Consider the following 25,784-nt stretch of genomic DNA (forward strand, 5'->3'; position numbering starts at 1 on the left):
GACCTGGTGTTCTTCCAGCCGCACTCGGCGCCGGGTGTCTACGCCCGGGCCTTCCTCGAGGGCCGCATGCAGGTTGAGCAGCTGGAGCACTATCGACAGGAAATCACTGCACGGCGCCGCGATGTGCAGGGCCTGTCGAGTTATCCACATCCCTGGCTGATGCCTGATTTCTGGCAGTTTCCCACCGGCTCCATGGGCATCGGGCCGATCAGTTCGATCTACCAGGCGCGCTTCATGCGCTACCTGGAACACCGGGGCCTGCGTCAGGGCGCTGGGCGGCGCGTGTGGGGGGTATTCGGCGACGGCGAGATGGATGAACCGGAAAGCATGTCGGCGCTCACTCTTGCGGCGCGCGAGCGCCTGGACAACCTGGTGTGGGTGGTCAACTGCAACCTGCAACGCCTGGACGGCCCGGTACGTGGCAACGGGCGCATCATCGATGAACTGGAGGCATTGTTCAGCGGTGCTGGCTGGCGGGTGATCAAGCTGGTCTGGGGATCGGATTGGGATGGCCTGTTCGCCCGCGACGCAAGCGGCGAGCTGGAGCGTACGCTGTCGGCCACCGTCGATGGGCAGTTTCAGACCTTCGCCGCCAAGGATGGGCGCTACAACCGCGAACATTTCTTCGGCCAGAGCGAGGCGCTGGCCCGGATGGCCCAGGGCATGAGCGACGAGCAGATCGACCGGCTCAAGCGCGGGGGGCACGACATGGTGAAGATCCACGCCGCCTACCATGCCGCCCAGCAAGGCGATGGTCGCCCGACCGTGGTATTGGCGCAGACCAAGAAAGGCTACGGCATGGGTGAGGCGGGGCAGGGCAAGATGACCACGCACCAGCAGAAGAAGCTCGACCGCGAGGCACTCATGGCCTTCCGCGATCGCTTCAACCTGCCATTGAGCGATGAGCAGACCGAGGCCCTGGCCTTCTACAAGCCCGCCGACGACAGCCACGAGATGCGCTACCTGCATGCACGTCGCCAGGCACTGGGCGGTTACCTGCCGTCGCGGCCACGCCAGGCCGAGGGGCTGCCGGTGCCGGCGCTTTCCAGCTACGCGGCGTTCGCCACCCAGGCCGATGGCAAGGAAATGTCCACTACCATGGCCTTCGTGCGCATGCTCAGCGGGCTGCTCAAGGACCGCCAGCTCGGGCCGCGGGTAGTGCCTATCGTCGCCGACGAGGCGCGTACCTTCGGCATGGCCAACCTGTTCAAGCAGATCGGTATCTATTCCAGCGTCGGCCAGCGCTACGAGCCCGAAGACATCGGTTCGATCCTCTGCTACCGCGAGGCGCTGGACGGGCAGATCCTTGAAGAAGGCATCAGCGAGGCGGGGGCGATCAGCTCGTGGGTGGCGGCGGCCACCAGTTATTCCGCCCATGGCCTGCCGATGCTGCCGTTCTACATCTACTACTCGATGTTCGGCTTCCAGCGCATCGGCGACCTGATCTGGGCTGCCGCCGACCAGCGCGCCCGTGGTTTCCTGCTGGGCGCTACCGCTGGGCGCACCACCCTGGGTGGCGAAGGGCTGCAGCACCAGGACGGCCACAGCCTGCTGATCGCCTCGACCGTGCCCAACTGCCGCGCCTACGATCCGGCGTTTGCCGGTGAGTTCGCGGTGATCCTCGACCACGGCATGCGGCGCATGCTCGAGGCGCAGGAAGATGCGTTCTACTACGTCACCCTGATGAACGAAAACTATCCACAGCCCAGCCTGCCGGACGGGGTCGAGGGCGACATCATCCGGGGCCTCTACCGGCTGGAGCAGCACATGCCGGCGGGGGCAGTTGGCAAGGTGCGGTTGCTGGGTTCAGGTACGATCCTGCGCGAGGTGCAGGCGGCGGCACGCCTGTTGGCGCAGGACTGGGGCGTGGCCTGCGAAGTGTTCAGCGCCACCAGTTTCAGCGAGCTGGCGCGCGAGGCACGGGAGGTGGAGCGCTGGAACCGGCTGCATCCGCAGGAACCAGCGCGGGCCAGTCACTTGGTGCAGTGCCTGCCCAAGGGCGCGCCGGTGATCGCCGCGACCGATTATGTCTGCGCCTGGCCGCACCTGGTTGCGCCGTATGTGCAGGATCGTTTCGTTGCCTTGGGCACCGATGGTTTCGGGCGCAGCGACAGTCGTGAGCAACTGCGTGGCTTCTTCGAAGTCGACAGCCGCCAGATCGTGCTGGCGGCGCTTTCGAGCCTGGCCGATGACGGTGTGTTGCAACGCCAGCGGTGTGCCGAGGCCATCGCGCGCTATGGCATCGAGGCTGAGGCGCCAGTGCCTTGGGCGTGTTGATCACCGATTGCGCTGTTCTCTTCGCGGGCTTGCTGGCGAAAAGAACAGCGCAATTTCCCCTCTACAACACGATTCGTGTCGTCGAAAGCACCTGGCGCAAGCCCATGAACGAACGGATCTGGCGTACTCCTGGCAGGTACAGCAACTGTTCGGCGTGCAGGCGGTTGAAGCTTTGGCTGTCGCGTGTGCGCAGCAACATGAAGTAGTCGAACTCCCCCGTCACCACATGGCACTCCATGCACCCGGAGACCTTCTGCGCGGCCGCTTCGAACGCGGCGAAGGATTCCGGGGTGGAGCGGTCGAGCACCACGCCGATCAGTACCACCATCCCAGCATCGAGACGTTCGCTGTCCAGTAGGGCGACGATGCCCTTGATCAACCCCGCCTGCTTCAAGCGTTCGACCCGTCGCAGGCAGGCTGGGGCGCTGAGCTTGACCTTGTCGGCCAAGGCCACGTTGGCGATCGAGGCGTCCTGCTGCAGGGCGCGCAGGATCGCGCGGTCGATACGGTCTAGCTGTGGCGGGCCGGACAGTGACGGCTTTTTTTGCTCGCGTTCATTTGTTGCTTTCAATGCTTGAGCCTCACAACAAAGTGATGTGAAATCATTTTTCAATAAAACAATAGCTCGAAATTCAGGGAAAACTTGCAACCCGTTTTTTTGCCAACCTCCCTAGCATTGACGCTATCGGAGCCCGCGATCCGCGCGTTTCGCAATTGGGAGCACAGCCATGAATCTGAGTCGCTATACGCGTTATCCGCTGACCTTCGGTCCCTCCCCGATCACCCCGTTCAAGCGCTTGAGTGCCCACCTGGGCGGCAAGGTCGAGCTCTATGCCAAACGCGAGGACTGCAATAGCGGCCTGGCCTTTGGTGGCAACAAGACACGCAAGCTCGAATACCTGATCCCCGAAGCGCTGGAACAAGGCTGTGACACCTTGGTGTCGATCGGCGGCATCCAGTCGAACCAAACGCGCCAGGTCGCCGCGGTGGCAGCGCACTTGGGCATGAAGTGCGTGTTGGTGCAGGAAAACTGGGTGAACTACTCCGATGCTGTGTATGACCGCGTTGGCAATATCGAGATGTCGCGCATCATGGGCGCCGATGTGCGGCTCGACAGCGCGGGCTTCGACATCGGTATCCGCCCCAGTTGGGAGCAGGCAATGGCTGATGTTCGCGCCAAGGGCGGCAAGCCGTTCCCGAGTCCGGCAGGGTGCTCCGAGCATCCCTACGGCGGGCTGGGCTTTGTCGGCTTTGCCGAAGAGGTGCGCCAGCAGGAGGCGGAGCTGGGCTTCACGTTCGACTACATCGTGGTCTGTTCAGTCACCGGCAGCACCCAGGCGGGCATGGTGGTCGGTTTTGCCGCCGATGGCCGCTCGCAGCGGGTGATCGGCATCGACGCGTCAGCCAAGCCGGAGCAGACCAAGGCACAGATCCTGCGCATCGCTCGTCACACCGCCGAGCTGGTGGACCTGGGCCGCGAGATCACCGAGGACGATGTAGTGCTCGATACCCGCTATGCCTATCCCGAATATGGGCTGCCGAACGAGGGCACGCTGGAGGCGATCCGCCTGTGTGGCCGACTGGAGGGTGTGCTGACCGACCCTGTGTACGAAGGCAAGTCGATGGCGGGGATGATCGGTAGGGTGCGTGATGGGGAGTTCCCCGAGGGTTCGCGAGTACTGTATGCGCACTTGGGCGGCGTGCCGGCGCTCAACGCCTACAGCTTCCTGTTCCGCAACGGCTGATCGAGCGTCGCCTGAACGGGCCGCGTTGCACTTAGCGGCCGTACCACAACGTGTGGTCCAAGGCAAAGCGTCCGCCGCCCCGGATGGCCACGTACAACGCCAGGCTGCCGAGGATCACCGGATATTCGATGCCCCGGTCCACCCACGGCCAGGTCGGACCGAGCGCGTAGCTGATCCCGACCATCTCCGCGGCCATGGCCAGGGCAACGGGCCGGGTCAGCACGCCGACGACGAGCATCAGCGCGCCGACGGTTTCCAGCAGCATCACCAGAAACGCCAGTTCGGCAGCGAACGGCAGGCCCATCACGTTGCCGATGAGGTGGGTCGAGCTGGCCATCGGATCGGCCATCGAGCCATGTGAGTCACCCAGCAGCTTGGGCAGCCCGTGGGTGAACATGACGATGCCCAGTACACCGCGCAGCAGGGCGTAGAACACCGGCTCCAGGCGTCCCTGAAGATTGCGGGCGAATGACGGGGTGTCGCGGGGAATGCTGGTCATGTGCGAGCCCTCGCAGTGTTGCTTGCGTCAATGGTCGACAGTGGAGCGGTTGATTCAATGATGGTGGTTGATGCCGGCGGGATAAAGCGGGGGGATTGGACTTGTCAATTCCAGCTGCATTAACAGTGGCCGTGATGTTCGCCTAGCGGCCCCTCGCCCATCGAGGCTTCCAATAGCCAATAAAAAACCGCGCAAAGGCGCGGTTTTTTATTGGTTCGGAGTGAGACGGCGTACCGAATGCTCCTGCAGCGCGATCAGACGTTGAAGCGGAAGTGCATCACATCGCCGTCCTTGACGATGTAGTCCTTGCCTTCCAGGCGCCACTTGCCGGCTTCCTTGGCTCCGCTTTCACCCTTGAACTGGATGAAGTCGTCATAGGCGACCACTTCGGCGCGGATGAAGCCCTTCTCGAAGTCGGTGTGGATGACACCGGCCGCTTGCGGGGCGGTGGCGCCAACGCGGACGGTCCAGGCGCGGACTTCCTGCACACCGGCGGTGAAGTAGGTCTGCAGGTTGAGCAGCTCGTAGCCGGCGCGAATCACGCGGTTCAGGCCGGGTTCTTCAAGGCCGAGGGCCTCGAGGAACATGTCCTTCTCCTCACCGTCTTCCAGCTCGGCGATCTCCGCTTCGATCTTGTTGCACACCGGCACCACGACCGCGCCTTCTTCCTCGGCGATGGCTTTCACCACGTCCAGGTGCGGGTTGTTGTCGAAGCCGTCCTCGGCAACGTTGGCGATGTACATGACCGGCTTGCTGGTCAGCAGGTGGAAGCCACGGATCGCGGCCTTTTCATCGTCAGCCATGTGCTTCATCAGGCTGCGCGCAGGCTTGCCTTCGGTGAAGTGCGGGATCAGCTTTTCCAGCAAGGCCTTCTGTGCCAGGGCCTCCTTGTCGCCGCCCTTGGCGTTGCGAGCGACCTTCTGCAGTTGCTTTTCGCAGCTGTCGAGGTCGGCGAAGATCAGTTCGAGGTCGATGATCTCGATGTCGCGCTTGGGGTCGACGCTGTTGGAGACGTGGATCACGTTCTCGTCTTCGAAGCAGCGCACCACGTGGGCGATGGCGTCGGTCTCGCGGATGTTGGCGAGGAACTTGTTGCCCAGGCCTTCACCCTTGGAGGCGCCGGCGACCAGGCCCGCGATGTCGACGAATTCCATGGTGGTCGGCAGGATGCGGTTCGGCTTGACGATCTCGGCCAGCGCCGCCAGGCGTGCGTCGGGCATTGGCACGATGCCGCTGTTCGGCTCGATGGTGCAGAAGGGGAAGTTCTCCGCCGCGATACCGGATTTGGTCAGGGCGTTGAACAGGGTGGACTTGCCGACGTTGGGCAGGCCGACGATGCCGCAATTGAAACCCATGGGAATTCCCCTTTCTAGAAAGTCAGGCCTTCTGGCTGTGCAGTTCGCGCATGGCCTTGGCGAAGTCGCCGGCCAGCACGTCCGGCAGCACGCCGAGGGCAAAATCGATGCTGGCGTCGAGCTTCTCCTGCTCGGCGCGCGGCGCGCGGCCCAGGACGAAGTTGGAGACCAGTTTGGCGTCGCCCGGGTGGCCAATGCCAAGCCGCAGGCGGTGGAAGTCGTTCTGGTTACCGAGCTGCGCGATGATGTCGCGCAGGCCGTTATGCCCGCCATGCCCGCCGCCACGCTTGAGCTTGGCGACGCCGGGAGGCAGGTCGAGTTCGTCATGTGCCACCAGGATCGCTTCCGGCTTGATACGGAAGAAATTGGCCAATGCCGCCACGGACTGGCCGCTGCGGTTCATGTAGGTGGTGGGAATCAGCAGGCGAACATCGTTGCCCTGATGGCTGAACTTAGCCGTCAGGCCAAAATACTTTTTGTCAGCGGACAGCGAAACGCGCTGGGCGCTGGCAATGCGTTCAACGAAAAGAGCCCCTGCGTTATGCCGGGTCTGTTCGTATTCGGGGCCGGGGTTACCCAGGCCGACGATCAACTGGATGGCGGTCACTTCAGGGGCTCTTTCCTTGGAGTTGGTGGGTTACGGTGCGCGCGGCACTGTAACCCGATCAACGCCGGCGTGCGAGTGGATTACTCGGCAGCGCCTTCTTCAGCAGCTTCAGCGGACACGCGTGGAGCGTGAACGTTGGCAACGGCTTTGTCATCACCGTGGGCCAGAGCGACGAACTCTACGCCTTTCGGAGCTTTCAGGTCCGACAGGTGGATGATGGTGCCGATTTCGGCCTTGGACAGGTCGACTTCGATGAACTCAGGCAGGTCCTTGGCTTCGCAGGAAACTTCGATCTCGGATTCTACGTGGGAGATCTCGCCGCCTTTCTTGACCGGGGCTTCTTCACCAACGAAGTGAACCGGAACCTTGGCGGTCAGCTTCTGGCCAGCAACGACGCGAACGAAGTCGGCGTGCATGATGAAGCCTTTGGCCGGGTGGCGCTGCAGGGCCTTGACGATGACGTTCTGCTTCTTGCCGTCGACGTTCAGTTCCAGAACGTGGCTGAAGGCAGCTTCGTTTTCGAACAGCTTGGTGATTTCCTTGGCCAGGATGGTCAGGGACTCGGCGTCCTTGTTACCACCGTAGACAACGGCAGGGATGTTCAGCGAGTGACGCAGGCGGCGGCTCGCACCTTTCCCCAGGTCAGTACGCGCTTGGGCGTTCAGGGTGAAATCAGTCATTTTGTTTCTCCAAAATAGCCCCCCGAGGGCGTTTGCGACCAGCGCCGGACGGGGATGGCAAAAAAGCCCCGCCCCGACATCGATGCCGGGGCGGGGCGCTTTTCGTCAGCGTGCGTTCCGCTTAGCGGAACATCGCGCTGATCGATTCTTCGTTGCTGATGCGGCGGACCGCTTCAGCGACTACCGGTGCGATATCCAGTTGGCGGATACGGTCACAGGCTTGAGCAGCGGCGGACAGCGGGATGGTGTTGGTCACCACCAGCTCGTCGAGCACCGACTTCTCGATGTTCTCGATCGCACGACCCGACAGAACCGGGTGAGTGCAATAGGCGTAGACCTTGGCAGCGCCGTGGTCTTTCAGGGCCTTGGCCGCGTGGCACAGGGTGCCGGCGGTGTCGACCATGTCGTCTACCAGGATGCAGGTGCGCCCTTCGACGTCGCCGATGATATGCATCACCTCGGAGTGGTTCGCTTTCTCGCGGCGTTTGTCGATGATACCCAGGTCGACACCCAGCGACTTGGCGACGGCGCGTGCACGCACCACACCACCGATGTCGGGGGAGACGATCATGAGATTATCGAAACGCTGGTCTTCGATATCGTCGACCAGTACGGGCGAACCGTAGATGTTGTCGACAGGAATATCGAAGAAACCCTGGATCTGGTCAGCGTGCAGGTCGACGGTGAGAACACGGTCGATACCCACGACAGTGAGCATGTCAGCGACGACTTTGGCGCTGATGGCTACACGTGCCGAACGCGGACGGCGGTCCTGGCGGGCGTATCCGAAGTAAGGAATCACGGCGGTGATTCGGGAAGCTGAGGAGCGGCGGAAGGCGTCGGCCATCACTACCAGTTCCATCAGATTATCGTTGGTCGGAGCGCAGGTCGGCTGAATGATAAAGACGTCTTTACCGCGGACGTTTTCATTAATCTCAGTGCTGATTTCGCCGTCGGAGAATTTACCGACAGAAACATCACCCAGTGGGATATGCAGCTGACGTACGACACGCCGAGCCAGATCGGGGTTGGCATTCCCCGTGAAGACCATCATCTTGGACACGCGCAGTACCTGAAGGCTGAGGGTAACCTGGATGAGTATAAGGAAAATGGCAGGGGCGGCTGGATTCGAACCAACGCATGGCAGGATCAAAACCTGCTGCCTTACCGCTTGGCGACGCCCCTGTATCTGTTGCTGCGAACGCTTATGCGCTCGACTTCTTGATCAGACTTTGCAGCTTGCGATGCAACATCGAAACATTGCTTCCTTTTGCCACAAACCCTGCTTGGGTCTCTGAAAGAAGGGCCAGAACTCTATCAGCTTCGGCTTTGCTTGGGAAGGCCCCAAACACGCAACTTCCAGTGCCGGTCATTCGAGCTTCCGTAAATTTACCCAGCGAATTCAGCGCATTGCGAACTTCTGGATAACGTTGCTCTACCACCGGTTGGCAGTCATTTCGACTGTTTCCCTCGGGAACGGGGCGCATCTTAAGGGGGAGGGAATCACGTGTCAACTCTGGATGCGAAAAAATTTCCGCTGTGCTGACAGACACTTGCGGCACCAGCACGACATACCAGGGTTCTTCCGGATCGACCGGGGTCAGTTGTTCGCCCACGCCTTGGGCGAAGGCGGCATGACCACGTACGAACACCGGCACATCGGCCCCCAGTGTCAGCCCCAGCGCAGCCAGGCGGTCGCCCGGCCAGTCGAGCTGCCACAGATGATCCAGGGCGAGCAGGGTAGTGGCCGCATCGGAACTGCCGCCACCGATACCGCCGCCCATGGGCAGGACCTTGTCGAGCCAGATGTCGACACCCAGCTGTGCGCCGGACTGTTCCTGCAGCTTGCGCGCTGCGCGCACGATCAGGTTGCTGTCGTGGGGGACATCGGCGATCTCGGTGTTCAGGCGGATCAGGCCATCGTCACGCAGCTCGAAGCTCAGCTGGTCGGCGTGGTCGAGGAACTGAAACACGGTTTCCAGCTCGTGATAGCCGTCGTCGCGTCGGCCGGTAATGTGCAGCCACAGGTTGAGCTTGGCCGGGGCGGGCAGGGTGAGCCTTTGCATCGGATCAGTGTCCCAGCTGGCGGGGTTGCCAGTCCTTGACCACCAGGGTGACGTCGAGGTTTTCGCCGTGCAGCTTCAGGCGCTCGGGCAGCCAGTAGCCGTTCTGTTCGATGTAGCTCAGGTATTCGACTTCCCAGCCGTCCTGGGTGAGGCGGGCCAGGCGGCTGTCGCCGTCGAGGGTCAGTTGGCTCTTGCTGTCCGGGGCCGGAAGACCGCGCACCCACCAGACCAGGTGCGATACCGGCAGGCGCCAACCGAGCTGCTCTTCGAGCAGGGCTTCGGGGGTCTCTGCCTCGTAACGGCCCTGATTGGCCACTTCCAGCACCACGCCGCCGGGGCGGCCGGTCAGGCGTGCGGCGCCGCGACCCAGGGGCCCAGCCAGGCGAATGTCGTAGTAGTCCTGGCGCTGCAGCCAGAACAGCGTGCCGCTGCCTGAGTCACGCGGGGCGCGGATGCCGACCTTGCCGTTGATCTGCCAGCCGTCGAGGGTGCTCAACTGTTGCTTGTGCTCGCGCCACTGTTGCGGGCTGCCCTTGCCTTGGACGGCTTCACGAGTGCCGAAACCGGCGCAGCCGGTGAGCAGGGCGATCAGGGCGAAGGTGATGAGATGACGCAAACGCATGATTTAAAGGTTCTCGGATCCGGTCAGGCGCAGGACGGTCTTGCGCAGGATAGGGCTGTCGGGTTGTTCGGCGAAGGCCTTGGCCCAGACCTGGCGCGCTTCGCGGCGCTTGCCGTTGGCCCACAGCACCTCGCCGAGGTGGGCGGCGACTTCATGGTCGGGGAAGCGCTCCAGCGCCTGGCGCAACAGGCGCTCGGCCTCGTCCAGGTTGCCCAGGCGATAATTGACCCAGCCCAGGCTGTCGAGCACTGCTGGATCGTCCGGGGTGAGCTGGTGGGCTTTGTCGATCAGTGCTTTTGCTTCGCCATAGCGTGTGGTGCGGTCGGCCAGGGTGTAGCCCAGGGCGTTGAGGGCCATGGCGTTCTCCGGTTCGCGGGCGATGATGGCGCGAAGGTCTTTTTCCATCTGCGGCAGGTCGTCGCGCTTTTCAGCCAGCATGGCGCGGGTGTAGAGCAGGTTGAGATCGTCGGGGTAACGCTTGATGGCCTGCTGCAGTACTTGGTCGGCTTGGGCTTCCTTGCCATTGTTGCCCAGGGTTTCGGCCTCGATGAGGTAGAGCTGGATCGCATAGTCGGGCTGAGCTTCGCGGGCTTCGGCCAGGTGGCGCGAGGCCTCGGCGCTGCGGCCGTTGGCGATCAGGATATCGGCTTGGCGCAATTGCGCGGCCAGGTAGTCGGGGCCTGGGCCGACCAGCGCGTATTCGCGCAGGGCCGCTGCCGGGAGGCCGCGTTCTTCGCGAATGCGCCCGAGGTTCAGGTGCGCGGCGTCGACGTTGCTGTCGCGCTCGACCATCTCCTGCAGGTAGCCTTCGGCCTCGTCCCAGTTCTTGTTCTCCATGCTCACCAGCGCCAGCGAATAACGCAGTTCGTCATCATCCGGGTACTGTTGCAGCAGGCTTTCGAACTCGGCCTTGGCGTCGGTGATGCGGTCCTGTTCGACCAGCGTGCGGGCATACGTGAGGCGCAGGCGCTTGTCGTCCGGATTGTCGCGAATCGCCCCGCGCAGCAGTGGCAGGGCTTCGCCGCCACGGTCCAGGGCCTGGAGCAGGCGCGCGCGCAGCAGGATCGGCGCGATTTCGCCATTGCGTGGCGGATGGCTTTCGAGCAGTTCGAGTGCCTGTTCGGTCTTGCCGTCCTGGTTGAGCAGCAGGGCCTTGCCGAAGACCAGTTGGCTGTTGTCCGGGTACTTGACCAGCAGGCGGTCGAAGCTTTGCATCAGCCCGTCGCGGGTGCTCTGGTCGGTTTCGGCGGCAGACAGGGCGAGGAAGTCGAAGTGGGTATCGCCCTGGCCCTGGAGCACTTTCTCCATGTAGGCCATGGCGTCGTCGTAGCGGCCGGAGCGGGCCAGCTGGATCGCCGCGGCGCGCTGGGCGTCGAGGTTCTGCGGGTCGTTGCGGGCCCAGATCAGCGCGGTGTCGAGGGCCGGTTCATCGGCCCCGAGGTACTCGGCGATGCGGTAGGCACGCTCGGAGACGGCCGGGTCCTGGGTTTTCTGTGCCTGGTCGACATAGTTGGCCAGGGCAATGTCGAAGCGGTTGCGCTGGCCGGCAAGTTCAGCCACCAGCAGGCTGTAGAGCGTGTCCTGTTTGAACGATCCATACACCACAGGGGTTTTCGCCTCGGGCTTGTCGGCTTCGGCAACAGCTTGCTGATCCTCGCTCTTGTGCGGGATCAGGCTCTGGCAGCCCTGGAGCAGGGCGAAGGCAAGCAGCAATGCGTAGGGTCTGTTCATAGAGGCTTTGGTGGACTAACCGGCGGTCGGAGCATGATGACACAAGCGCGGGGGCAAACCCACCCGCGAAGTGTGTGACCGCGCTGAGCGCGTGATGTTCGGGGCCAGGCCGACTGTCACACGTGTTTGCGGCAGATGCCTGGCCGGGTTCGGGCCATGCCTGCAGGCCTCACGATAGCCCAGGCTCATCACGACAATAGCGAACGGTGGTTGTCCTGAATCCTGCGAAGTAGGACAATTATCGGCTTCCCGTCCCAACCAGCGACCTTGCATGGCCTTTCTCGCCCTCGGTATCAACCACAAGACTGCCTCGGTAGACGTACGCGAGCGCGTGGCGTTTACGCCCGAGCAGCTGGTCGATGCCCTGCAGCAGCTCTGCCGACTGACCGCCAGCCGCGAGGCGGCGATCCTGTCGACCTGCAACCGCAGTGAGCTCTATATAGAGCAGGACCAGCTCAGCGCCGACGCCGTGCTGCAATGGCTGGCCGCCTACCACCGCCTGAGCCTCGACGAGCTGCGTGCCAGTGCCTACGTTCACGAAGAGCACGATGCGGTCAAACACATGATGCGTGTCGCCTCCGGGCTCGACTCGCTGGTGCTGGGCGAGCCCCAGATCCTCGGCCAGATGAAATCGGCCTACGCAGTGGCCCGTGAGGCCGGCACCATCGGCCCGTTGCTCGGGCGTCTGTTCCAGGCCACCTTCAGTGCCGCCAAGCAGGTGCGCACTGACACCGCCATCGGTGAGAACCCGGTCTCGGTCGCCTTCGCCGCCGTCAGCCTGGCCAAGCAGATCTTCGCCGACCTGGGCCGCAGCCAGGCCCTGCTGATCGGTGCCGGAGAAACCATCACCCTGGTCGCCCGCCACTTGCATGAGCAGGGGGTCAAGCGGATCGTCGTCGCCAACCGCACGCTCGAGCGCGCCAGCATCCTCGCCGAGCAGTTCGGTGCCCATGCCGTGCTGTTGGCGGACATCCCGCAGGAACTGGCCAACAGTGACATCGTCATCAGTTCCACCGCCAGCCAGTTGCCGATTCTCGGCAAGGGCGCGGTCGAGAGCGCGCTGAAGCAGCGCCGGCACAAGCCGATCTTCATGGTCGACATCGCTGTGCCGCGGGACATCGAGCCGCAGGTGGGCGAGCTGGACGACGTCTATCTTTATACGGTCGACGACCTGCATGAAGTCGTCGCCGAAAACCTCAAGAGCCGCCAGGGTGCAGCACAGGCCGCCGAAGAACTGGTCAATCTCGGTGCCGATGATTTCATGGCGCGCCTGCGCGAGCTGGCTGCGGTGGACGTGCTCAAGGCCTACCGCCAGCAGAGCGAGCGGTTGCGCGATGAGGAACTGCAAAAAGCCCAGCGCCTGCTGGCCAACGGCGGTAACCCCGAAGAAGTACTCGCCCAGCTGGCCCGCGGCCTGACCAACAAGCTGTTGCACGCGCCCAGCGTGCAACTTAAAAAGCTCTCTGCCGAAGGCCGCGTCGATGCGCTGGCCATGGCCCAGGAACTCTTTGCCCTCCACGAGGGCTCGACGGACAAACCCACGCAATGAAAGCGTCGCTGCTGAAAAAACTGGACATCCTCCAGGACCGCTTCGAAGAACTCACCGCCCTGCTGGGTGATGCCGAAGTCATTTCCGACCAGACCCGTTTCCGCGCCTATTCCCGTGAATATGCCGAAGTCGAGCCGGTGTTCGTCGCCTATAAGGAGTGGTGCAAGGTCCAGGAGGATCTGGAGGGCGCCCAGGCGCTGCTCAAGGACAGCGATCCGGACCTGCGCGAGATGGCCGTGGAGGAAGTGCGCGAAGCCAAGGAGCAACTCGTCGTCCTGGAGTCGCAGCTTCAGCGCATGCTGCTGCCCAAGGACCCCAACGACGGGCGCAACGTGTTTCTCGAGATCCGTGCCGGCACCGGCGGCGACGAGGCTGCGATCTTTTCCGGCGATCTGTTCCGCATGTACTCGCGCTACGCCGAGAAACGTGGCTGGCGCCTGGAGATTCTCTCCGAGAACGAGGGTGAACACGGCGGCTACAAGGAAATCATCGCCCGCGTCGAGGGCGACAGCGTATACGGCAAGCTCAAGTTCGAGTCCGGGGCGCACCGGGTGCAGCGCGTGCCGGAAACCGAATCGCAAGGCCGCATCCACACGTCCGCCTGCACGGTGGCGGTGCTGGCCGAGCCTGACGAGCAGGCCGCGATCGAGATCAATCCGGCCGACCTGCGCGTCGACACTTATCGCGCCTCGGGTGCGGGTGGTCAGCATGTGAACAAGACCGATTCGGCGATCCGCATCACCCACTTGCCGACCGGCATCGTCGTCGAGTGCCAGGAAGAACGTTCCCAGCACAAGAACCGCGCCCGCGCCATGTCGTGGCTGTCGGCCAAGCTCAACGACATGCAGACCAGCGCCGCGCAGAATGCGATTGCCAGCGAGCGCAAGCTGTTGGTGGGCTCGGGCGACCGCTCCGAGCGCATCCGCACCTACAACTACCCGCAGGGTCGGGTCACCGACCATCGCATCAACCTGACGCTCTACTCCCTCGACGATGTGCTCGCCGGTGGTGTCGATGCGGTGATCGAACCCTTGCTGGCCGAATACCAGGCCGATCAACTGGCCGCCCTGGGGGACTGATGACCATCATCGCCAGCCTGCTGCGCAACGCGCAATTGCCCGATTCGCCCACCGAGCGTCTGGACGCCGAGTTGTTGCTGTCCGCTGCCTTGGGCAAGTCGCGCAGCTACCTGCACACCTGGCCCGAGCGTATCGTCAGCAGCGAGGCAGCGCAGGCCTTCGCGGCCTTTCTCGAACGGCGTCGCGCAGGTGAGCCGGTGGCGTACATTCTCGGTCAGCAGGGCTTCTGGAAGCTCGACCTTGAAGTCGCGCCGCACACCCTGATCCCTCGACCAGACACCGAGTTGCTGGTGGAAACCGCGCTCGAACGGGTGCCTGCCAAACCTGCCCGGGTGCTTGACCTTGGCACCGGCAGCGGCGCCATCGCCCTGGCCCTGGCGAGCGAGTGCCCGGCCTGGCAGGTGACGGCAGTCGATCGCATCGATGAGGCCGTGGCTCTGGCCGAGCGCAACCGCGCGCGCCTGCACCTGATGAATGTTCAGGTGCGCAGTAGTCACTGGTTCGACGCCCTGGCCGACGAGCGTTTCGACCTGATCCTCAGCAACCCGCCCTACATTGCCGCCGAAGATCCGCACTTGAGCGAGGGCGATGTGCGTTTCGAGCCCAGCAGTGCGCTGGTGGCCGGCCCAGATGGCCTTGACGATCTGCGTCTGATCATCGCCCAGGCGCCGCAGCACCTGTTGCCCGGCGGCTGGTTGTTGCTCGAGCATGGCTATGACCAGGCAGCCGCCGTGCGTGACCTGTTGGTTGGTAGCGGTTTCATCGAGGTGGACAGCCGCCGCGACCTGGGTGGGCATGAGCGTATTTCCCTGGCGCGCCTGCCATGCTGAGTGACCAGGAACTGTTGCGCTACAGCCGGCAGATCCTGCTGTCGCAGGTGGATATCGACGGCCAGTTGCGGCTCAAGCAGAGCAAGGCCTTGGTGGTCGGGCTCGGTGGCCTGGGGTCGCCCGTCGCGCTCTACCTGGCGGCTGCCGGCGTGGGCGAGTTGCATCTGGCCGACTTCGACACGGTCGACCTGACCAACCTGCAACGCCAGGTCCTCCATGACAGCGACAGTGTCGGCATGACCAAGGTCGACTCGGCGTTGCAGCGTCTGCAGGCGATCAATCCGGAGGTCACCCTGGTCGCCCATCGCCATGCCCTGGACGACGACTCGCTGGCTGCGGCGGTAACGGCGGTGGACCTGGTGCTGGACTGCTCCGACAACTTCGCCACTCGCGAGTCGGTCAACGCCGCATGCGTGGCTGCTGGCAAACCGTTGGTGAGCGGCGCGGCCATTCGCCTGGAGGGGCAGTTGTCGGTGTTCGACCCCCGGCGCGACTACAGCCCTTGCTATCACTGCCTCTATGGCCATGGCAGCGAGGCCGAGCTGACCTGCAGCGAAGCCGGCGTGATCGGTCCGCTGGTGGGGCTGGTGGGCAGCTTGCAGGCCTTGGAAGCACTGAAGCTGCTGGCCGGGTTCGGCGAGCCCCTGGTGGGCCGCTTGTTGCTGATCGATGCCCTCGGCACGCGCATGCGCGAGCTGCGGGTCAAGCGAGACCCGGCCTGCACGGTGTGCGGCGATCGCCATGGCTGATCGCTCGGCGCCGGTGGGCGTGATGGATTCGGGCGTCGGTGGCTTGTCGGTGCTTGCCGAGATTCGGCGCTTGCTGCCCCACGAGTCGTTGCTCTACGTCGCCGATTGCGGCCACGTACCCTATGGCGAGAAATCCCCCGACTACATCCGTGAGCGCTGCCGGCGCATCGCCGAGTTCTTCCACGCACGCGGTGCCAAGGCCATGGTCCTGGCGTGCAATACCGCGACCGTGGCGGCCGTGGCCGACTTGAGGGAGCGCTACCCCGATTGGCCGCTGGTGGGCATGGAGCCTGCGGTCAAGCCGGCCGCTGCGGCGACACGCTCCGGCGTGGTCGGCGTCCTGGCTACCACCGGCACTTTGCAGAGTGCAAAATTTGCCGCCTTGCTCGACCGCTTCGCCAACGATGTGCAGGTGGTCACCCAGCCATGCCCTGGCCTAGTCGAGCTGATCGAGGCCGGTGACCTGAACAGTCCACTGCTACGCCAGATGTTGCTCGGCTACGTGCAGCCGCTGCTGGCTGCCGGCTGCGACACGCTGATCCTCGGCTGCACGCACTATCCCTTCCTGCGCCCGCTGCTGGCTGACATGGTGCCGGCCGAGGTGGCGATCATCGATACCGGTGCTGCCGTGGCGCGTCAGTTGCAACGCCTGTTGCTGGCCCGCGACCTGCTGGCCGACGGGCCTGCGCGTGAGGCCGAATTCTGCAGCAGTGGCGACACGCAGCACTTGCACAAGATCCTCCCGCTTCTGTGGGGCGCCTCGGTCGAACAGGTCAGTGCGTTCCACTTGTAAAAAAAATGTGAAATTTCCCCCGGCAAAGCTGAACTATCGTCCCAGTGCTGATTTCTATCATTGAGCCTGACTTACAGGCAGACACTTGATAACAACACCAGGAAGAAGGACGGGCTCATGAGGCATTTGCTTGGAGTGGCAGTGGTTGCCGCGTTGGCGTTGGGGCAGACGGTATCGGCGCAGGCGGCCGATGTCTCGTTGTCGGTGGGGCAGACCGGCGACAGCACCATGGTCTACCGACTGGGGCTGCAGTCGAACTGGGATGCCAGTTGGTGGCAGACCAGCGTAGGCCGTATTACTGGATACTGGGACGGCGCCTACACGTTCTGGGATGGCGATGAGCGGGCAAGCAATCACAGCCTGTCGTTCGCCCCTGTGTTCGTGTATGAGTTCGCCGGGGACTCGGTCAAGCCCTACATCGAGGCGGGGATCGGTGTGGCGGCATTCTCGCGGACCAAGCTGGAAAGCAATGACCTGGGCTCGTCGTTCCAGTTCGAGGACCGCATCGGTTTCGGCCTGCGCTTTGCAGGTGGGCACGAGATCGGGGTTCGCGCGATTCACTACTCCAACGCCGGGATCAAGCAGCCCAATGATGGCGTCGAGAGCTATTCGCTGCATTATCGAATGGCGCTCTGACCCGGATCACCGGGGCGTGTAGCGCCCCGGATTTACCTCAGGCTTCCCTGGGCAGTGGCCACAGCAAGGTCGGATCCATCACTTCGAGCACCAATTCGGCCTGGGGTTGTTCGAGCCTGCGCACCAACTCCTCTGCTGCGCTCTGCGCCGTCCAGGATTCAGGTATCGCCATGCTGCTGCTAACCGGTGCCTTGAGCGACTGCGGCGCAACCACCGTAAGCTGTACCGTCAGATCGTCGAGGACCTTGCGTTGCTCGCGGAACCACTGTGGCAGGCTGTTGTGCCCTGCCGGGTTTTGCGCTGGCGCAAACAGCTGCAGCGTCGAATAGCGGCTGAACAGTGCCATCACCTGTGGCCTGTCGCCTCTGGCCAACAAAGACAGTGCGTTGGCCAAGACATGCTCGCTGGCGCGCCGGTTGCTGCTGACGATGGCTTCCATTATCGCGTTGGCAGGTAGGCTGTCTGGCAGGTAGTCGCACGTGCCGGCATTGACGATCAAGACGTCCAATGCGCCCCAATGCGACTGCACCTGCTCGGCCGCCGCCTGCGCCTCGGCCAGCTCGTGCACGTGCACGGGCAGGCGCAGCAAGCGTGCCTCGTGCAGCTCGGCCAACGTGTCGAGTTCCTGGCAATCCTTGCCGCTGGCGGCGACTCGATGACCCTCTTCGAGCAACCGTTCGACCAGGGCGAGGCCTACGCCATTGCTGGCCCCTGTTACCCAGAACCTGCGCGTACTACTCAATACCGTGTCCTTCAGTTGGTGGAGGCGGGTAGCGCCTTGAATGCCGCCAGTGCCCTATGGCGACTGCTGTCCAGATCGACGATCGGGCTGATGTATCCATTTGTATCAAATAGTCCGGAAGATTTCACAGGCAAATGAATGTGTTTGTCATCCAGATGGGTGAGTTCTGGTAACCAATGGCGGATAAAGCGTCCTTTTGGATCGAAACGCTGCGACTGGGTCACTGGGTTGAAGATCCGGAAATAGGGCACCGAATCGGTGCCGGTGGAGGCGCTCCACTGCCAGCCGCCGTTGTTCGCCGCCAGGTCGCCGTCGATCAGGTGTCGCATGAAATGCCGCTCGCCCTTGCGCCAGTCGATGAGCAGATTCTTGCTCAGGAACATGGCTACCACCATGCGCAGCCTGTTGTGCATCCAACCTGTATGCAGCAGCTGGCGCATGGCCGCGTCGATCAACGGGAAACCGGTGCGGCCTTGTTCCCACGCCTCTAGATCCTCGGGCGCATCACGCCAGGGCAGAGCCTCGGTAGGGGCGCGGAAGGGGCGGTGGCGCGAGACCTGTGGATAACCCACCAGGATGTGCTTGTAGAACTCGCGCCAGAGCAGCTCGTCGATCCAGGTCCGTACACCTTGGCTGCCGCTGTCGAATTCGCCTCGGTTGCTCGACAGTGCGGCGTGCAGGCATTGGCGCGGCGAGATCACGCCGGCGGCAAGATAGGGCGAGAGTTGGCTGGTGCCGGGCCTGGCCGGCAGGTCACGCAGGGTCTGGTAGTCGTCGATGGTTTCGTCGACGAAGCGCGACAGCCTGCCCTGAGCCTCGTCTTCACCGGCAGGCCAGTGGTCGCGCAAGGCCTTAGCGGGCGTGTCGAAGCCTTCGATATGCCTGGGGATCGAGTCGCTGGCGATGCCCAGCGGGGCCTGTGGTTTCACGGGATGGGCAAGGGTTGGCAGGCTGCGATGCAGATGTTCCAGGCAAGCCTTGCGAAACTGGCCGAAGACCTGGAAGTAGTTGCCCGCCTTGGTCAGCAGGGTGCCGGGATGGAAGAACAGCTGGTCCAGGTGCGTGCGGGTGGCCACGCCGGAGCGCTCCAGCAAAGACTGGGTACGCTGGTCACGCTGGCTTTCGTTGACGCCGTACTCATCGTTCCAGTGCACCGTCTGCACCTTGTGCATGCGGCAAACCTCCAGCACGGTTTCGGGCACCTGTTGCCAGGTGTCGGTATGGCGGATCAGCAGCGGGATATTCAGGCGTTCGAGAGCCTGACGCAGGTCGTGCAGGTTGCGTATCCAGAAGTCGACCTTGCTCGGCGCATCGTCGTGCGCCTGCCATTGCTCGGGGCTGGCGATCCACAGGGCAATGGTCGGCCCCTGTGCGGTGGCGGTGGAGAGGGCGGTGTTGTCGCTTATGCGCAGGTCGCTGCGCAGCCAGATCAATTGCATCTCAGGGTCTCTGACAGTCGGGTTCAGCGTGATTGCTGAAGCAGGCGCAATGCCCCCTGCGGAGTCTCGAAGAGCTGCAGCGCCGGAAGTTCCAGCCTCCGCAGTCGCTCCTCATTAATGAAGACGCTGGCGCCTCCCAGGAGTTTCATCAGCGTTACATCCCGCAGCGGGGCCAGTGCTTGGAGGTCGATACGCGGCCCCAGGTGCAGCACCAGGGCGCGGGGGGCAAGTCGGGCGATTGCGTGCAGCAGTTGTTTGCAGCCGACCGGTTGTTCGAGCACTTCCACGGCAAAGCCGCTGCTGCTGAGCAGCCAGGCGCAGAGCCACAGTTGAGCATCGAAGGGGGCGTCGAGGGTCGTGGCCAACAGCACGGGCGGCCCCTCGAGCGAATGGTTGTCGTGGTAGACCCGCGCGCCCAGCTTGCTGCGCAGCCAAGTGTGGAAGAAGGCCTGCTCGAGGCTGGCGTCGAAGTGCTTGCGCCAGCGTTGCTCCAGGCGCTCGAGCAGCGGCAGCAGCAATTGCTCGCACAGGGTCGAGGCGGGATAGAGCGCCATGGCCTGGTTAAGTTGCTGGTCCAGCGAGCGCTGGGCTAGGTCGGCAATGGCCTCGATCAGTTGCTGGCAGCGAGCTTGCCAGTCACCCTCCAGCCTTGGCGAGGTTTCGTCGCGGTTTTCGAGCAGATCACGCACCTGGCTCACCGAGGCGCCGCGCTCCAACCACTGCAGGATGGCCTGAACTCTCTCGATATGCAGTGTGCTGTAAAGGCGATGGCCTTTGGGCGTGCGCTCCGGCACCAGCAGGCCGTAGCGCCGTTCCCAGGCTCGCAAGGTGACAGGGTTGACGCCGGTGCGTCGGGCCAGTTCGCCGATCGGCAAGCTGTCTTCAGAGTGCATTGCGCAGGCCCAGGTTTTCCGGGTGCGGTTGCAGGTAGGCCTGCTGCATCAAGTAAGGGTCGGGATGAATGCGCAGGTGGTGCTTGAGCAGGGTCAGCGGGACCACCAGCGGCACGCAACCCTGCTGGTACTGGTTGATCAGGCGCTGCAGTTCGGCTTTGTCGCTGCTGTCCAGGGCATCGCGCAGATAGCCGCACAGGTGCTGCAGAACGTTGCTGTGGGTGCCGCGGCTGGCGCAGCGACGCAGCGCCTGCATCAGTTGGCTGAAGTAGCGCGGGCCAATTTGCAGCGGGTCGTCGTCGCGGCTCATGCTGCCCAGCAGGCGGCCGAGTTCGCGGTAGGCCTGCGGGTTGTGGGCCATCAGCAGGTATTTATAGCGTGAGTGGAAACGAATCAGGGCTCCGCGGCTCAAGCCTTGTGCCAGCAGGTGCTGCCAGTCGGCATAGGCGTAGACGCGGCTGATGAAGTTTTCGCGCAGCACCGGGTCGTGCAGGCGGCCTTCCTCTTCCACCGGCAGGTCCGGGCGGCGCTCGCAGAACGCCTGGGCATAGGCGCCGCGCCCGCCCAGCACGGAGGGACGGCCATTGTCCTGATAGACCTTGACCCGCTCGAGCCCGCAGGACGGCGACTTCTGCATGAACACATAGCCGCAAATGTCGTCGAGTGCATCGGCCATCTGCTGGCCGTAGGCACGCAGGGGTGGTGCGAGATCGGTACCGGGATCGCGCGGGTTGATCACTTCCGGGGCCTGTGGATCGCCGACCAGGCGAATGGCGTCGCGAGGAATGCCCAGGCCGATGGCAACTTCCGGACACAGCGGCAGCCAGTCGAAATGCTCATCGAGGGACTGGCACAGGTCCGAGGCTTTGTGTCCGCCGTTGTAGCGCACGTCCTGCCCGGCCAGGCAGGCGCTGATGGCGATGCGGGGTTTGCCTGTCGAGTGGGGAAAGTTCATCGTGGCCTCCGTAGACCTGTACAAGGCAGAAATGTTGTACAGGCCTATTCCAGCACATCGAAAAACTTATGCAAGACAAATTTCTTGTACAACTTCACTCGAGGTGTTCGAGCAAGCGCCGCGCTGCCTCCTGGCCGCTGAGCCAGGCACCTTCCACGCGTCCCGAAAGGCACCAGTCACCGCAGGCATACAGGCCCTGGTCGGCGTCGGCCAGGGTGCCCCATTCATGGTTACCGGCGGGGCGGGCATAGAGCCAGCGGTGGGCGAGGGCGAAGGTGGGGGCTGGCACCACGCAGCCGACCAGTTCGGCGAACTCGCCCCACAACTGCTCGATCACTTTCTCCCTGGGGAGGTCCAGGTGTTCGCTACTCCAGCTGGAGGTCGCATGCAGCACCCAAGTGTCCAGCTGCTCATCGCGGCCGGGTTTGCTGCGGTTGCGTGCCAGCCAGTCGAGTGGATTGTCCTGCACGAAGCAGCCTTGCATCGGGGTGTCGAGTGGTGTCTGGAAGCCCAGAGCGATGGCCCAAGTGGGTTCCATCTGCACCCCGGCGGCGACCGCGGCGAGCTTGGGCGTGGCCGCCAACAGGGGCGTGGCCTGCGGTGCTGGCACAGCGATCACCACCCGGCTGAACGGGCCATGGCTGCAGCCCTCGGTGTCCTGCAGATGCCAGTACTGCTTGCCGCGGAAGACCTCGGCGATACGGCACCCGAAGTTGACCGTGACATCCTTGAGCAGGCCGCGGGTGATGGCGCTCATGCGTGGCACGCCGACCCAGCGGGTTTGTTCGTCGGGAGAGGGGGTCAGTTCACCGTCGCGGTAGTTGTAGAGCCGCGGCTTCCACTGCGCGACCCACCCGGCCGCAACCCATTGCTGGACTTGCTCGACGAAACGTCGGTCGCGAGCGGTGAAGTACTGGGCACCGAGGTCGAGCGCGCCGGCGTCGCTGCGCTTGCTGGCCATGCGCCCGCCACTGCCGTGGCCCTTGTCGAACAAGTGAACGCTCTGTCCGGCCTTCTGCAGGGCCTGGGCGGCGGACAGACCGGCGATACCGGCACCGATAATGGCAATAGGTACTGTCATGATGGCCTCTTCGAACCTTGCTTTAAGCAGACTACGCTGTCAGACAAACCTGTACAATACAGAAGTTTTGTATAAGGTTATTCCGCTCGATAGGACAGGTTGGCCTATGTTTATCCGAGAGCTATCGGTTTAAAAAGTGCCTTGATCTTAAAAATAGACCATGGCCGCAGCTTGTGAGGACACAGCCATGCATATATTGCTGACAGGCGGTACTGGGTTGATCGGCCGACACTTGTGCCAGCTCTGGCTCAGCCAAGGTCATCGCCTGACGGTGTGGAGCCGCGACCCTGGCCAGGTGTCCAAGCGTTGCGGCAGCGGCGTACGCGGCATCGCTCGGCTGGAGGAGCTGGAGGCGGACGATCCGCTGGACGCGGTGGTCAACCTGGCCGGCGCGCCCATCGCCGATCGCCCCTGGACGGCGGCACGCCGGCAACTGTTGTGGGCCAGTCGTGTCACCCTCACCGAGCAGTTGCTGAGCTGGCTGGAGCGCCGCGAGCAGCGTCCGGGGCTGCTGATCTCCGGCTCGGCTGTGGGTTGGTATGGCGATGGTGGCGAGCGTGAGTTGACCGAGGCCTCGCAGCCGGTGAAAGAAGATTTCGCCAGCCAGCTGTGCATCGCCTGGGAAGAGACCGCACAACGTGCGCAAACCCTCGGCATGCGCGTAGTGCTGGTGCGTACCGGGTTGGTACTGGCCAGCGATGGAGGCTTTCTTTCGCGCCTGCGCCTGCCATTCAAGCTGGGTCTTGGTGGGCCGATCGGCAACGGTCGGCAATGGATGCCGTGGGTCCATATAGAGGACCAGATCGGCCTGATTGATTTTCTCTTGCAGCACAACCAAGCCAGCGGTCCCTATAATGCCTGCGCGCCGGAGCCGGTACGCAACCGCGAGTTCGCCAGGCGTCTGGGGCGGGCACTGCATCGCCCGGCGTTGCTGCCGCTGCCGGCGCTGGTGCTCAAGGCCGGCCTGGGCGAGTTGTCGACCCTGCTGCTGGGTGGCCAGCGTGCGCGCCCGGTGCGCCTGCTGGCCGAAGGTTTCACGTTCCGCTTCAACGATCTGCAATCGGCGTTGGACGACCTGTCCGACCGCCTCTGATATAGGACGCTGCATGACCGATCATGCCCTGCTGCTGGTCAACCTGGGTTCACCGGCATCCACCTCGGTCGCCGATGTGCGCCGCTACCTCAACCAGTTCCTCATGGACCCGTATGTGATCGACCTGCCTTGGCCGGTGCGGCGCTTGCTGGTGTCGCTGATCCTGATCAAGCGCCCGGAGCAGTCCGCCCACGCCTATGCGTCGATCTGGTGGGACGAGGGTTCGCCACTGGTGGTGCTGACCCGCCGCCTGCAGGCGGCCATCACCCCGCATTGGCCGCATGGTCCGGTGGAAATCGCCATGCGCTATGGTCAACCGGCGCTGCCAGAGGTGCTGGAGCGTCTTGCTGCGCAGGGTGTGCGCAAGGTGACCCTGGCGCCGTTGTACCCGCAGTTCGCCGACAGCACCGTGACCACGGTGGTGGAGTTGGCTCGCCAGACCGTCGCCGACCGCCAACTGCCGTTCGACATGCGGGTGCTGCAGCCTTTCTACGACGAGCCCGATTACATCGATGCCCTGGTCACCAGCGCGCGCCCATACCTGGAGCAGGAATACGATCACATCCTGTTGAGCTTCCACGGCCTGCCCGAGCGCCATCTGAAGAAGCTTGACCCGACCGGCTCCCATTGTTTCCAGAGCGCGAACTGCTGCGAAAAGGCCTGTGCCCAGGTGCGCAAGGTCTGCTACCGCTCGCAGTGTCTGGCCAGTGCTGCTGCGTTCGCCAGGGCGGCAGGAATTCCCGATGGCAAGTGGTCAGCTTCGTTCCAGTCGCGGCTGGGACGGGCCAAGTGGATCGAGCCCTATACCGAAACGCGGCTTGATGAGCTGGCCAAGGCGGGGGTGAAGAAACTGCTGGTGATGTGCCCGGCCTTCGTTGCCGATTGCATCGAGACGCTGGAGGAGATCGGCGATCGTGGCAAGGAGCAGTTCATCGAAGCGGGGGGCGAGGAACTGGTGCTGGTGCCGTGCCTGAACGATCACCCGCAGTGGGCGCAGGTATTGGCAGAGATGTGCGAGAGGGCTTGAGTGGGTGATGGCCTCTTCGCGGGTAAACCCGCGAAGAGGCCGATTCGGTTCAACGCCTGGTCAAGGCAACTGGTCATCCAGCTTCTTGTTCTTCCAACCGTCGTTGCCCGGCAGGATCAGGTTCAGGGCAATAGCGACCACGGCGCACAGGGCGATGCCCTTCAGGCCCCAGTCGTCCGGGCCGTCGCCGCTGCCGATCAGCACGCCACCGATACCGAACACCAGCGTCACCGAAACGATCACCAGGTTGCGCGCCTCGGAGAGGTCGATCTTGTGGCGGATCATGGTGTTCATGCCCACTGCCGCGATCGAACCGAACAGCAGACAGAGGATGCCGCCCATCACCGGCACCGGAATGCTCTGCAGCAGCGCGCCGAACTTGCCGATGAACGCCAGGGTGATTGCGAACACCGCAGCCCAGGTCATGATCTTCGGGTTGTAGTTCTTGGTCAGCATCACCGCACCCGTCACTTCGGCGTAGGTGGTGTTGGGCGGGCCGCCGAACAGGCCGGCAGCCGTGGTGGCCAGGCCGTCACCGAACAGGGTGCGGTGCAGGCCTGGCTTCTTCAAGTAGTCGCGGCCGGTCACGCTGCCGACCGCGATTACCCCACCGATATGCTCGATCGCAGGCGCCAGGGCCACCGGAACGATGAACAGGATCGCCTGCCAGTTGAACTCTGGCGCCGTGAAGTTGGGCAGTTCCAGCCAGGGGGCAGCGGCGATTTTCGCGGTGTCGACCACGCCGAAGGCGAACGACAGGGCAAAGCCCACCAGCACGCCTGCAATGATCGGTACCAGGCGGAAGATGCCCTTGCCGAACACGGCGACGATCAAGGTGGTCAGCAACGCTGGCATGGAGATCAGCATGGCGGTCTTGTAGGGCATCAGCGCGGCGCCGTCGCCACCCTTGCCCATGGCCATGTTGGCGGCGATCGGCGCCATGGCCAGGCCGATGGAGATGATCACCGGGCCAATGACCACCGGAGGCAGCATGCGGTCGATGAACCCCGTGCCCTTGATCTTCACCATCAAGCCCATGAAGGTGTAGACGAAGCCTGCTGCCATCACGCCGCCCATGGTCGCGGCCAGGCCGAACTGGCCCTTGGCGAGGATGATCGGGGTGATGAAGGCAAAGCTCGATGCCAGGAACACCGGCACCTGACGGCCCGTGACCAGCTGGAACAGCAAGGTGCCGATACCGGCGGTGAACAGTGCCACGTTAGGGTCCAGGCCCGTGATAAGCGGCATGAGCACCAGCGCGCCGAATGCCACGAAGAGCATCTGCGCGCCCGAGACGACCTGGCGCCACAGCGGGTCGTTGAAGCCGTCCTGCATG

General features: G+C 63.6%; 25 protein-coding genes and 1 tRNA gene. 10 read left to right on the plus strand and 16 right to left on the minus strand.

What is annotated here, in order from left to right; translation table 11 throughout:
• Positions 1–2,277: pyruvate dehydrogenase (acetyl-transferring), homodimeric type (gene aceE / locus VA602_RS13610; protein ID WP_323453451.1), on the plus strand; the 2,277-nt coding region annotated here is incomplete at its 5' end.
• A gap of 61 nt (positions 2,278–2,338) precedes the next feature.
• Here the strand turns inward: aceE and VA602_RS13615 are convergent.
• A complete protein-coding gene (locus tag VA602_RS13615; protein WP_153772589.1) occupies positions 2,339–2,848 on the minus strand; it encodes an Lrp/AsnC family transcriptional regulator in 510 nt (169 codons plus the stop codon).
• Positions 2,849–3,005: 157 nt separating this feature from the next.
• On the opposite strand from VA602_RS13615, the gene VA602_RS13620 reads away from it, so the two are divergent.
• Positions 3,006–4,022: a 1-aminocyclopropane-1-carboxylate deaminase gene (locus VA602_RS13620; protein ID WP_323453452.1), complete on the plus strand. Its 1,017-nt coding sequence runs from the start codon at positions 3,006–3,008 to the stop codon at positions 4,020–4,022.
• Between the two features lie 31 nt (positions 4,023–4,053).
• On the opposite strand, the gene VA602_RS13625 is transcribed toward VA602_RS13620, so the two are convergent.
• The 9 genes from VA602_RS13625 to VA602_RS13665 all read right to left on the minus strand — a co-directional run bounded on the left by VA602_RS13625 (position 4,054) and on the right by VA602_RS13665 (position 11,582).
• A complete protein-coding gene (locus VA602_RS13625) occupies positions 4,054–4,521 on the minus strand; it encodes a DoxX family protein (protein ID WP_323453453.1) in 468 nt (155 codons plus the stop codon).
• Positions 4,522–4,775: 254 nt separating this feature from the next.
• Positions 4,776–5,876: a redox-regulated ATPase YchF gene (gene ychF / locus VA602_RS13630; RefSeq protein ID WP_054894617.1), complete on the minus strand. Its 1,101-nt coding sequence runs from the start codon at positions 5,874–5,876 to the stop codon at positions 4,776–4,778.
• 22 nt (positions 5,877–5,898) lie between these two features.
• Positions 5,899–6,483, minus strand: coding sequence for an aminoacyl-tRNA hydrolase (pth, locus tag VA602_RS13635; protein WP_054894616.1), 585 nt, complete (start codon positions 6,481–6,483; stop codon positions 5,899–5,901).
• 80 nt (positions 6,484–6,563) lie between these two features.
• Positions 6,564–7,163 (minus strand): 50S ribosomal protein L25/general stress protein Ctc, encoded by a 600-nt coding sequence (locus VA602_RS13640; protein WP_054894615.1) that lies wholly within the window; start codon positions 7,161–7,163, stop codon positions 6,564–6,566.
• 121 nt (positions 7,164–7,284) lie between these two features.
• Positions 7,285–8,226 (minus strand): ribose-phosphate pyrophosphokinase, encoded by a 942-nt coding sequence (locus tag VA602_RS13645; protein WP_029614333.1) that lies wholly within the window; start codon positions 8,224–8,226, stop codon positions 7,285–7,287.
• 47 nt (positions 8,227–8,273) lie between these two features.
• A tRNA-Gln gene (locus VA602_RS13650) sits at positions 8,274–8,348 on the minus strand.
• A gap of 20 nt (positions 8,349–8,368) precedes the next feature.
• Positions 8,369–9,229 (minus strand): 4-(cytidine 5'-diphospho)-2-C-methyl-D-erythritol kinase, encoded by an 861-nt coding sequence (gene ispE, locus VA602_RS13655; protein WP_323453454.1) that lies wholly within the window; start codon positions 9,227–9,229, stop codon positions 8,369–8,371.
• 4 nt (positions 9,230–9,233) lie between these two features.
• The gene (lolB, locus tag VA602_RS13660) at positions 9,234–9,851 is read right to left on the minus strand and encodes a lipoprotein insertase outer membrane protein LolB (protein WP_323453455.1); all 618 of its coding nucleotides are present in this window, start codon (positions 9,849–9,851) and stop codon (positions 9,234–9,236) included.
• A 3-nt stretch (positions 9,852–9,854) separates the two neighbouring features.
• Entirely contained in the window at positions 9,855–11,582 is a 1,728-nt protein-coding gene (locus VA602_RS13665; RefSeq protein WP_151926537.1) for a tetratricopeptide repeat protein, read from the minus strand.
• Between the two features lie 271 nt (positions 11,583–11,853).
• Between VA602_RS13665 and hemA the strand changes: the two genes are divergently transcribed.
• From hemA to VA602_RS13695, 6 genes are all read left to right on the plus strand, one after another.
• Positions 11,854–13,131: a glutamyl-tRNA reductase gene (hemA, locus tag VA602_RS13670; RefSeq protein WP_063542909.1), complete on the plus strand. Its 1,278-nt coding sequence runs from the start codon at positions 11,854–11,856 to the stop codon at positions 13,129–13,131.
• Positions 13,128–14,210, plus strand: a complete 1,083-nt coding sequence (gene prfA, locus VA602_RS13675) for a peptide chain release factor 1 (RefSeq protein WP_054894610.1) — start codon at positions 13,128–13,130, stop codon at positions 14,208–14,210. Before hemA ends, prfA begins: the two co-directional genes overlap by 4 nt.
• Entirely contained in the window at positions 14,210–15,040 is an 831-nt protein-coding gene (gene prmC / locus VA602_RS13680; protein ID WP_323453456.1) for a peptide chain release factor N(5)-glutamine methyltransferase, read from the plus strand. The genes prfA and prmC overlap by 1 nt, the downstream gene beginning before the upstream one ends.
• A complete protein-coding gene (locus tag VA602_RS13685; RefSeq protein WP_323453457.1) occupies positions 15,034–15,789 on the plus strand; it encodes a molybdopterin-synthase adenylyltransferase MoeB in 756 nt (251 codons plus the stop codon). The genes prmC and VA602_RS13685 overlap by 7 nt, the downstream gene beginning before the upstream one ends.
• Positions 15,782–16,582 carry a glutamate racemase gene (gene murI / locus VA602_RS13690; RefSeq protein WP_200602684.1) on the plus strand — a complete coding sequence of 267 codons (801 nt, stop codon included), beginning with the start codon at positions 15,782–15,784 and terminating at the stop codon, positions 16,580–16,582. Before VA602_RS13685 ends, murI begins: the two co-directional genes overlap by 8 nt.
• A gap of 117 nt (positions 16,583–16,699) precedes the next feature.
• Positions 16,700–17,218 (plus strand): acyloxyacyl hydrolase, encoded by a 519-nt coding sequence (locus VA602_RS13695; protein WP_054894606.1) that lies wholly within the window; start codon positions 16,700–16,702, stop codon positions 17,216–17,218.
• Between the two features lie 37 nt (positions 17,219–17,255).
• Here the strand turns inward: VA602_RS13695 and VA602_RS13700 are convergent, their stop codons facing one another.
• The 5 genes from VA602_RS13700 to VA602_RS13720 all read right to left on the minus strand — a co-directional run bounded on the left by VA602_RS13700 (position 17,256) and on the right by VA602_RS13720 (position 22,328).
• Positions 17,256–17,960 carry an SDR family NAD(P)-dependent oxidoreductase gene (locus VA602_RS13700; RefSeq protein ID WP_323453458.1) on the minus strand — a complete coding sequence of 235 codons (705 nt, stop codon included), beginning with the start codon at positions 17,958–17,960 and terminating at the stop codon, positions 17,256–17,258.
• A gap of 11 nt (positions 17,961–17,971) precedes the next feature.
• A complete protein-coding gene (gene phrB, locus VA602_RS13705; protein ID WP_323453459.1) occupies positions 17,972–19,399 on the minus strand; it encodes a deoxyribodipyrimidine photo-lyase in 1,428 nt (475 codons plus the stop codon).
• Between the two features lie 23 nt (positions 19,400–19,422).
• Positions 19,423–20,292: a MerR family transcriptional regulator gene (locus VA602_RS13710; RefSeq protein WP_323453460.1), complete on the minus strand. Its 870-nt coding sequence runs from the start codon at positions 20,290–20,292 to the stop codon at positions 19,423–19,425.
• The gene (locus VA602_RS13715; protein WP_153772578.1) at positions 20,282–21,247 is read right to left on the minus strand and encodes a YbgA family protein; all 966 of its coding nucleotides are present in this window, start codon (positions 21,245–21,247) and stop codon (positions 20,282–20,284) included. The genes VA602_RS13710 and VA602_RS13715 overlap by 11 nt, the downstream gene beginning before the upstream one ends.
• A gap of 94 nt (positions 21,248–21,341) precedes the next feature.
• A complete protein-coding gene (locus tag VA602_RS13720; RefSeq protein ID WP_063542920.1) occupies positions 21,342–22,328 on the minus strand; it encodes an NAD(P)/FAD-dependent oxidoreductase in 987 nt (328 codons plus the stop codon).
• Between the two features lie 187 nt (positions 22,329–22,515).
• Between VA602_RS13720 and VA602_RS13725 the strand changes: the two genes are divergently transcribed.
• Positions 22,516–23,421 carry a TIGR01777 family oxidoreductase gene (locus VA602_RS13725; RefSeq protein ID WP_323453461.1) on the plus strand — a complete coding sequence of 302 codons (906 nt, stop codon included), beginning with the start codon at positions 22,516–22,518 and terminating at the stop codon, positions 23,419–23,421.
• Positions 23,422–23,434: 13 nt separating this feature from the next.
• Complete coding sequence (gene hemH / locus VA602_RS13730) at positions 23,435–24,448, plus strand: ferrochelatase (protein ID WP_323453462.1); 1,014 nt, start codon at positions 23,435–23,437, stop codon at positions 24,446–24,448.
• 60 nt (positions 24,449–24,508) lie between these two features.
• On the opposite strand, the gene VA602_RS13735 is transcribed toward hemH, so the two are convergent.
• On the minus strand, positions 24,509–25,783 hold the full coding sequence (locus tag VA602_RS13735; protein WP_054894598.1) for a uracil-xanthine permease family protein: 1,275 nt from the start codon (positions 25,781–25,783) through the stop codon (positions 24,509–24,511).
• Position 25,784: the final 1 nt, after the last annotated feature.

The sequence above is a fragment of the Pseudomonas machongensis genome (genome assembly GCF_034961125.1).
Taxonomy (GTDB): domain Bacteria; phylum Pseudomonadota; class Gammaproteobacteria; order Pseudomonadales; family Pseudomonadaceae; genus Aquipseudomonas; species Aquipseudomonas machongensis.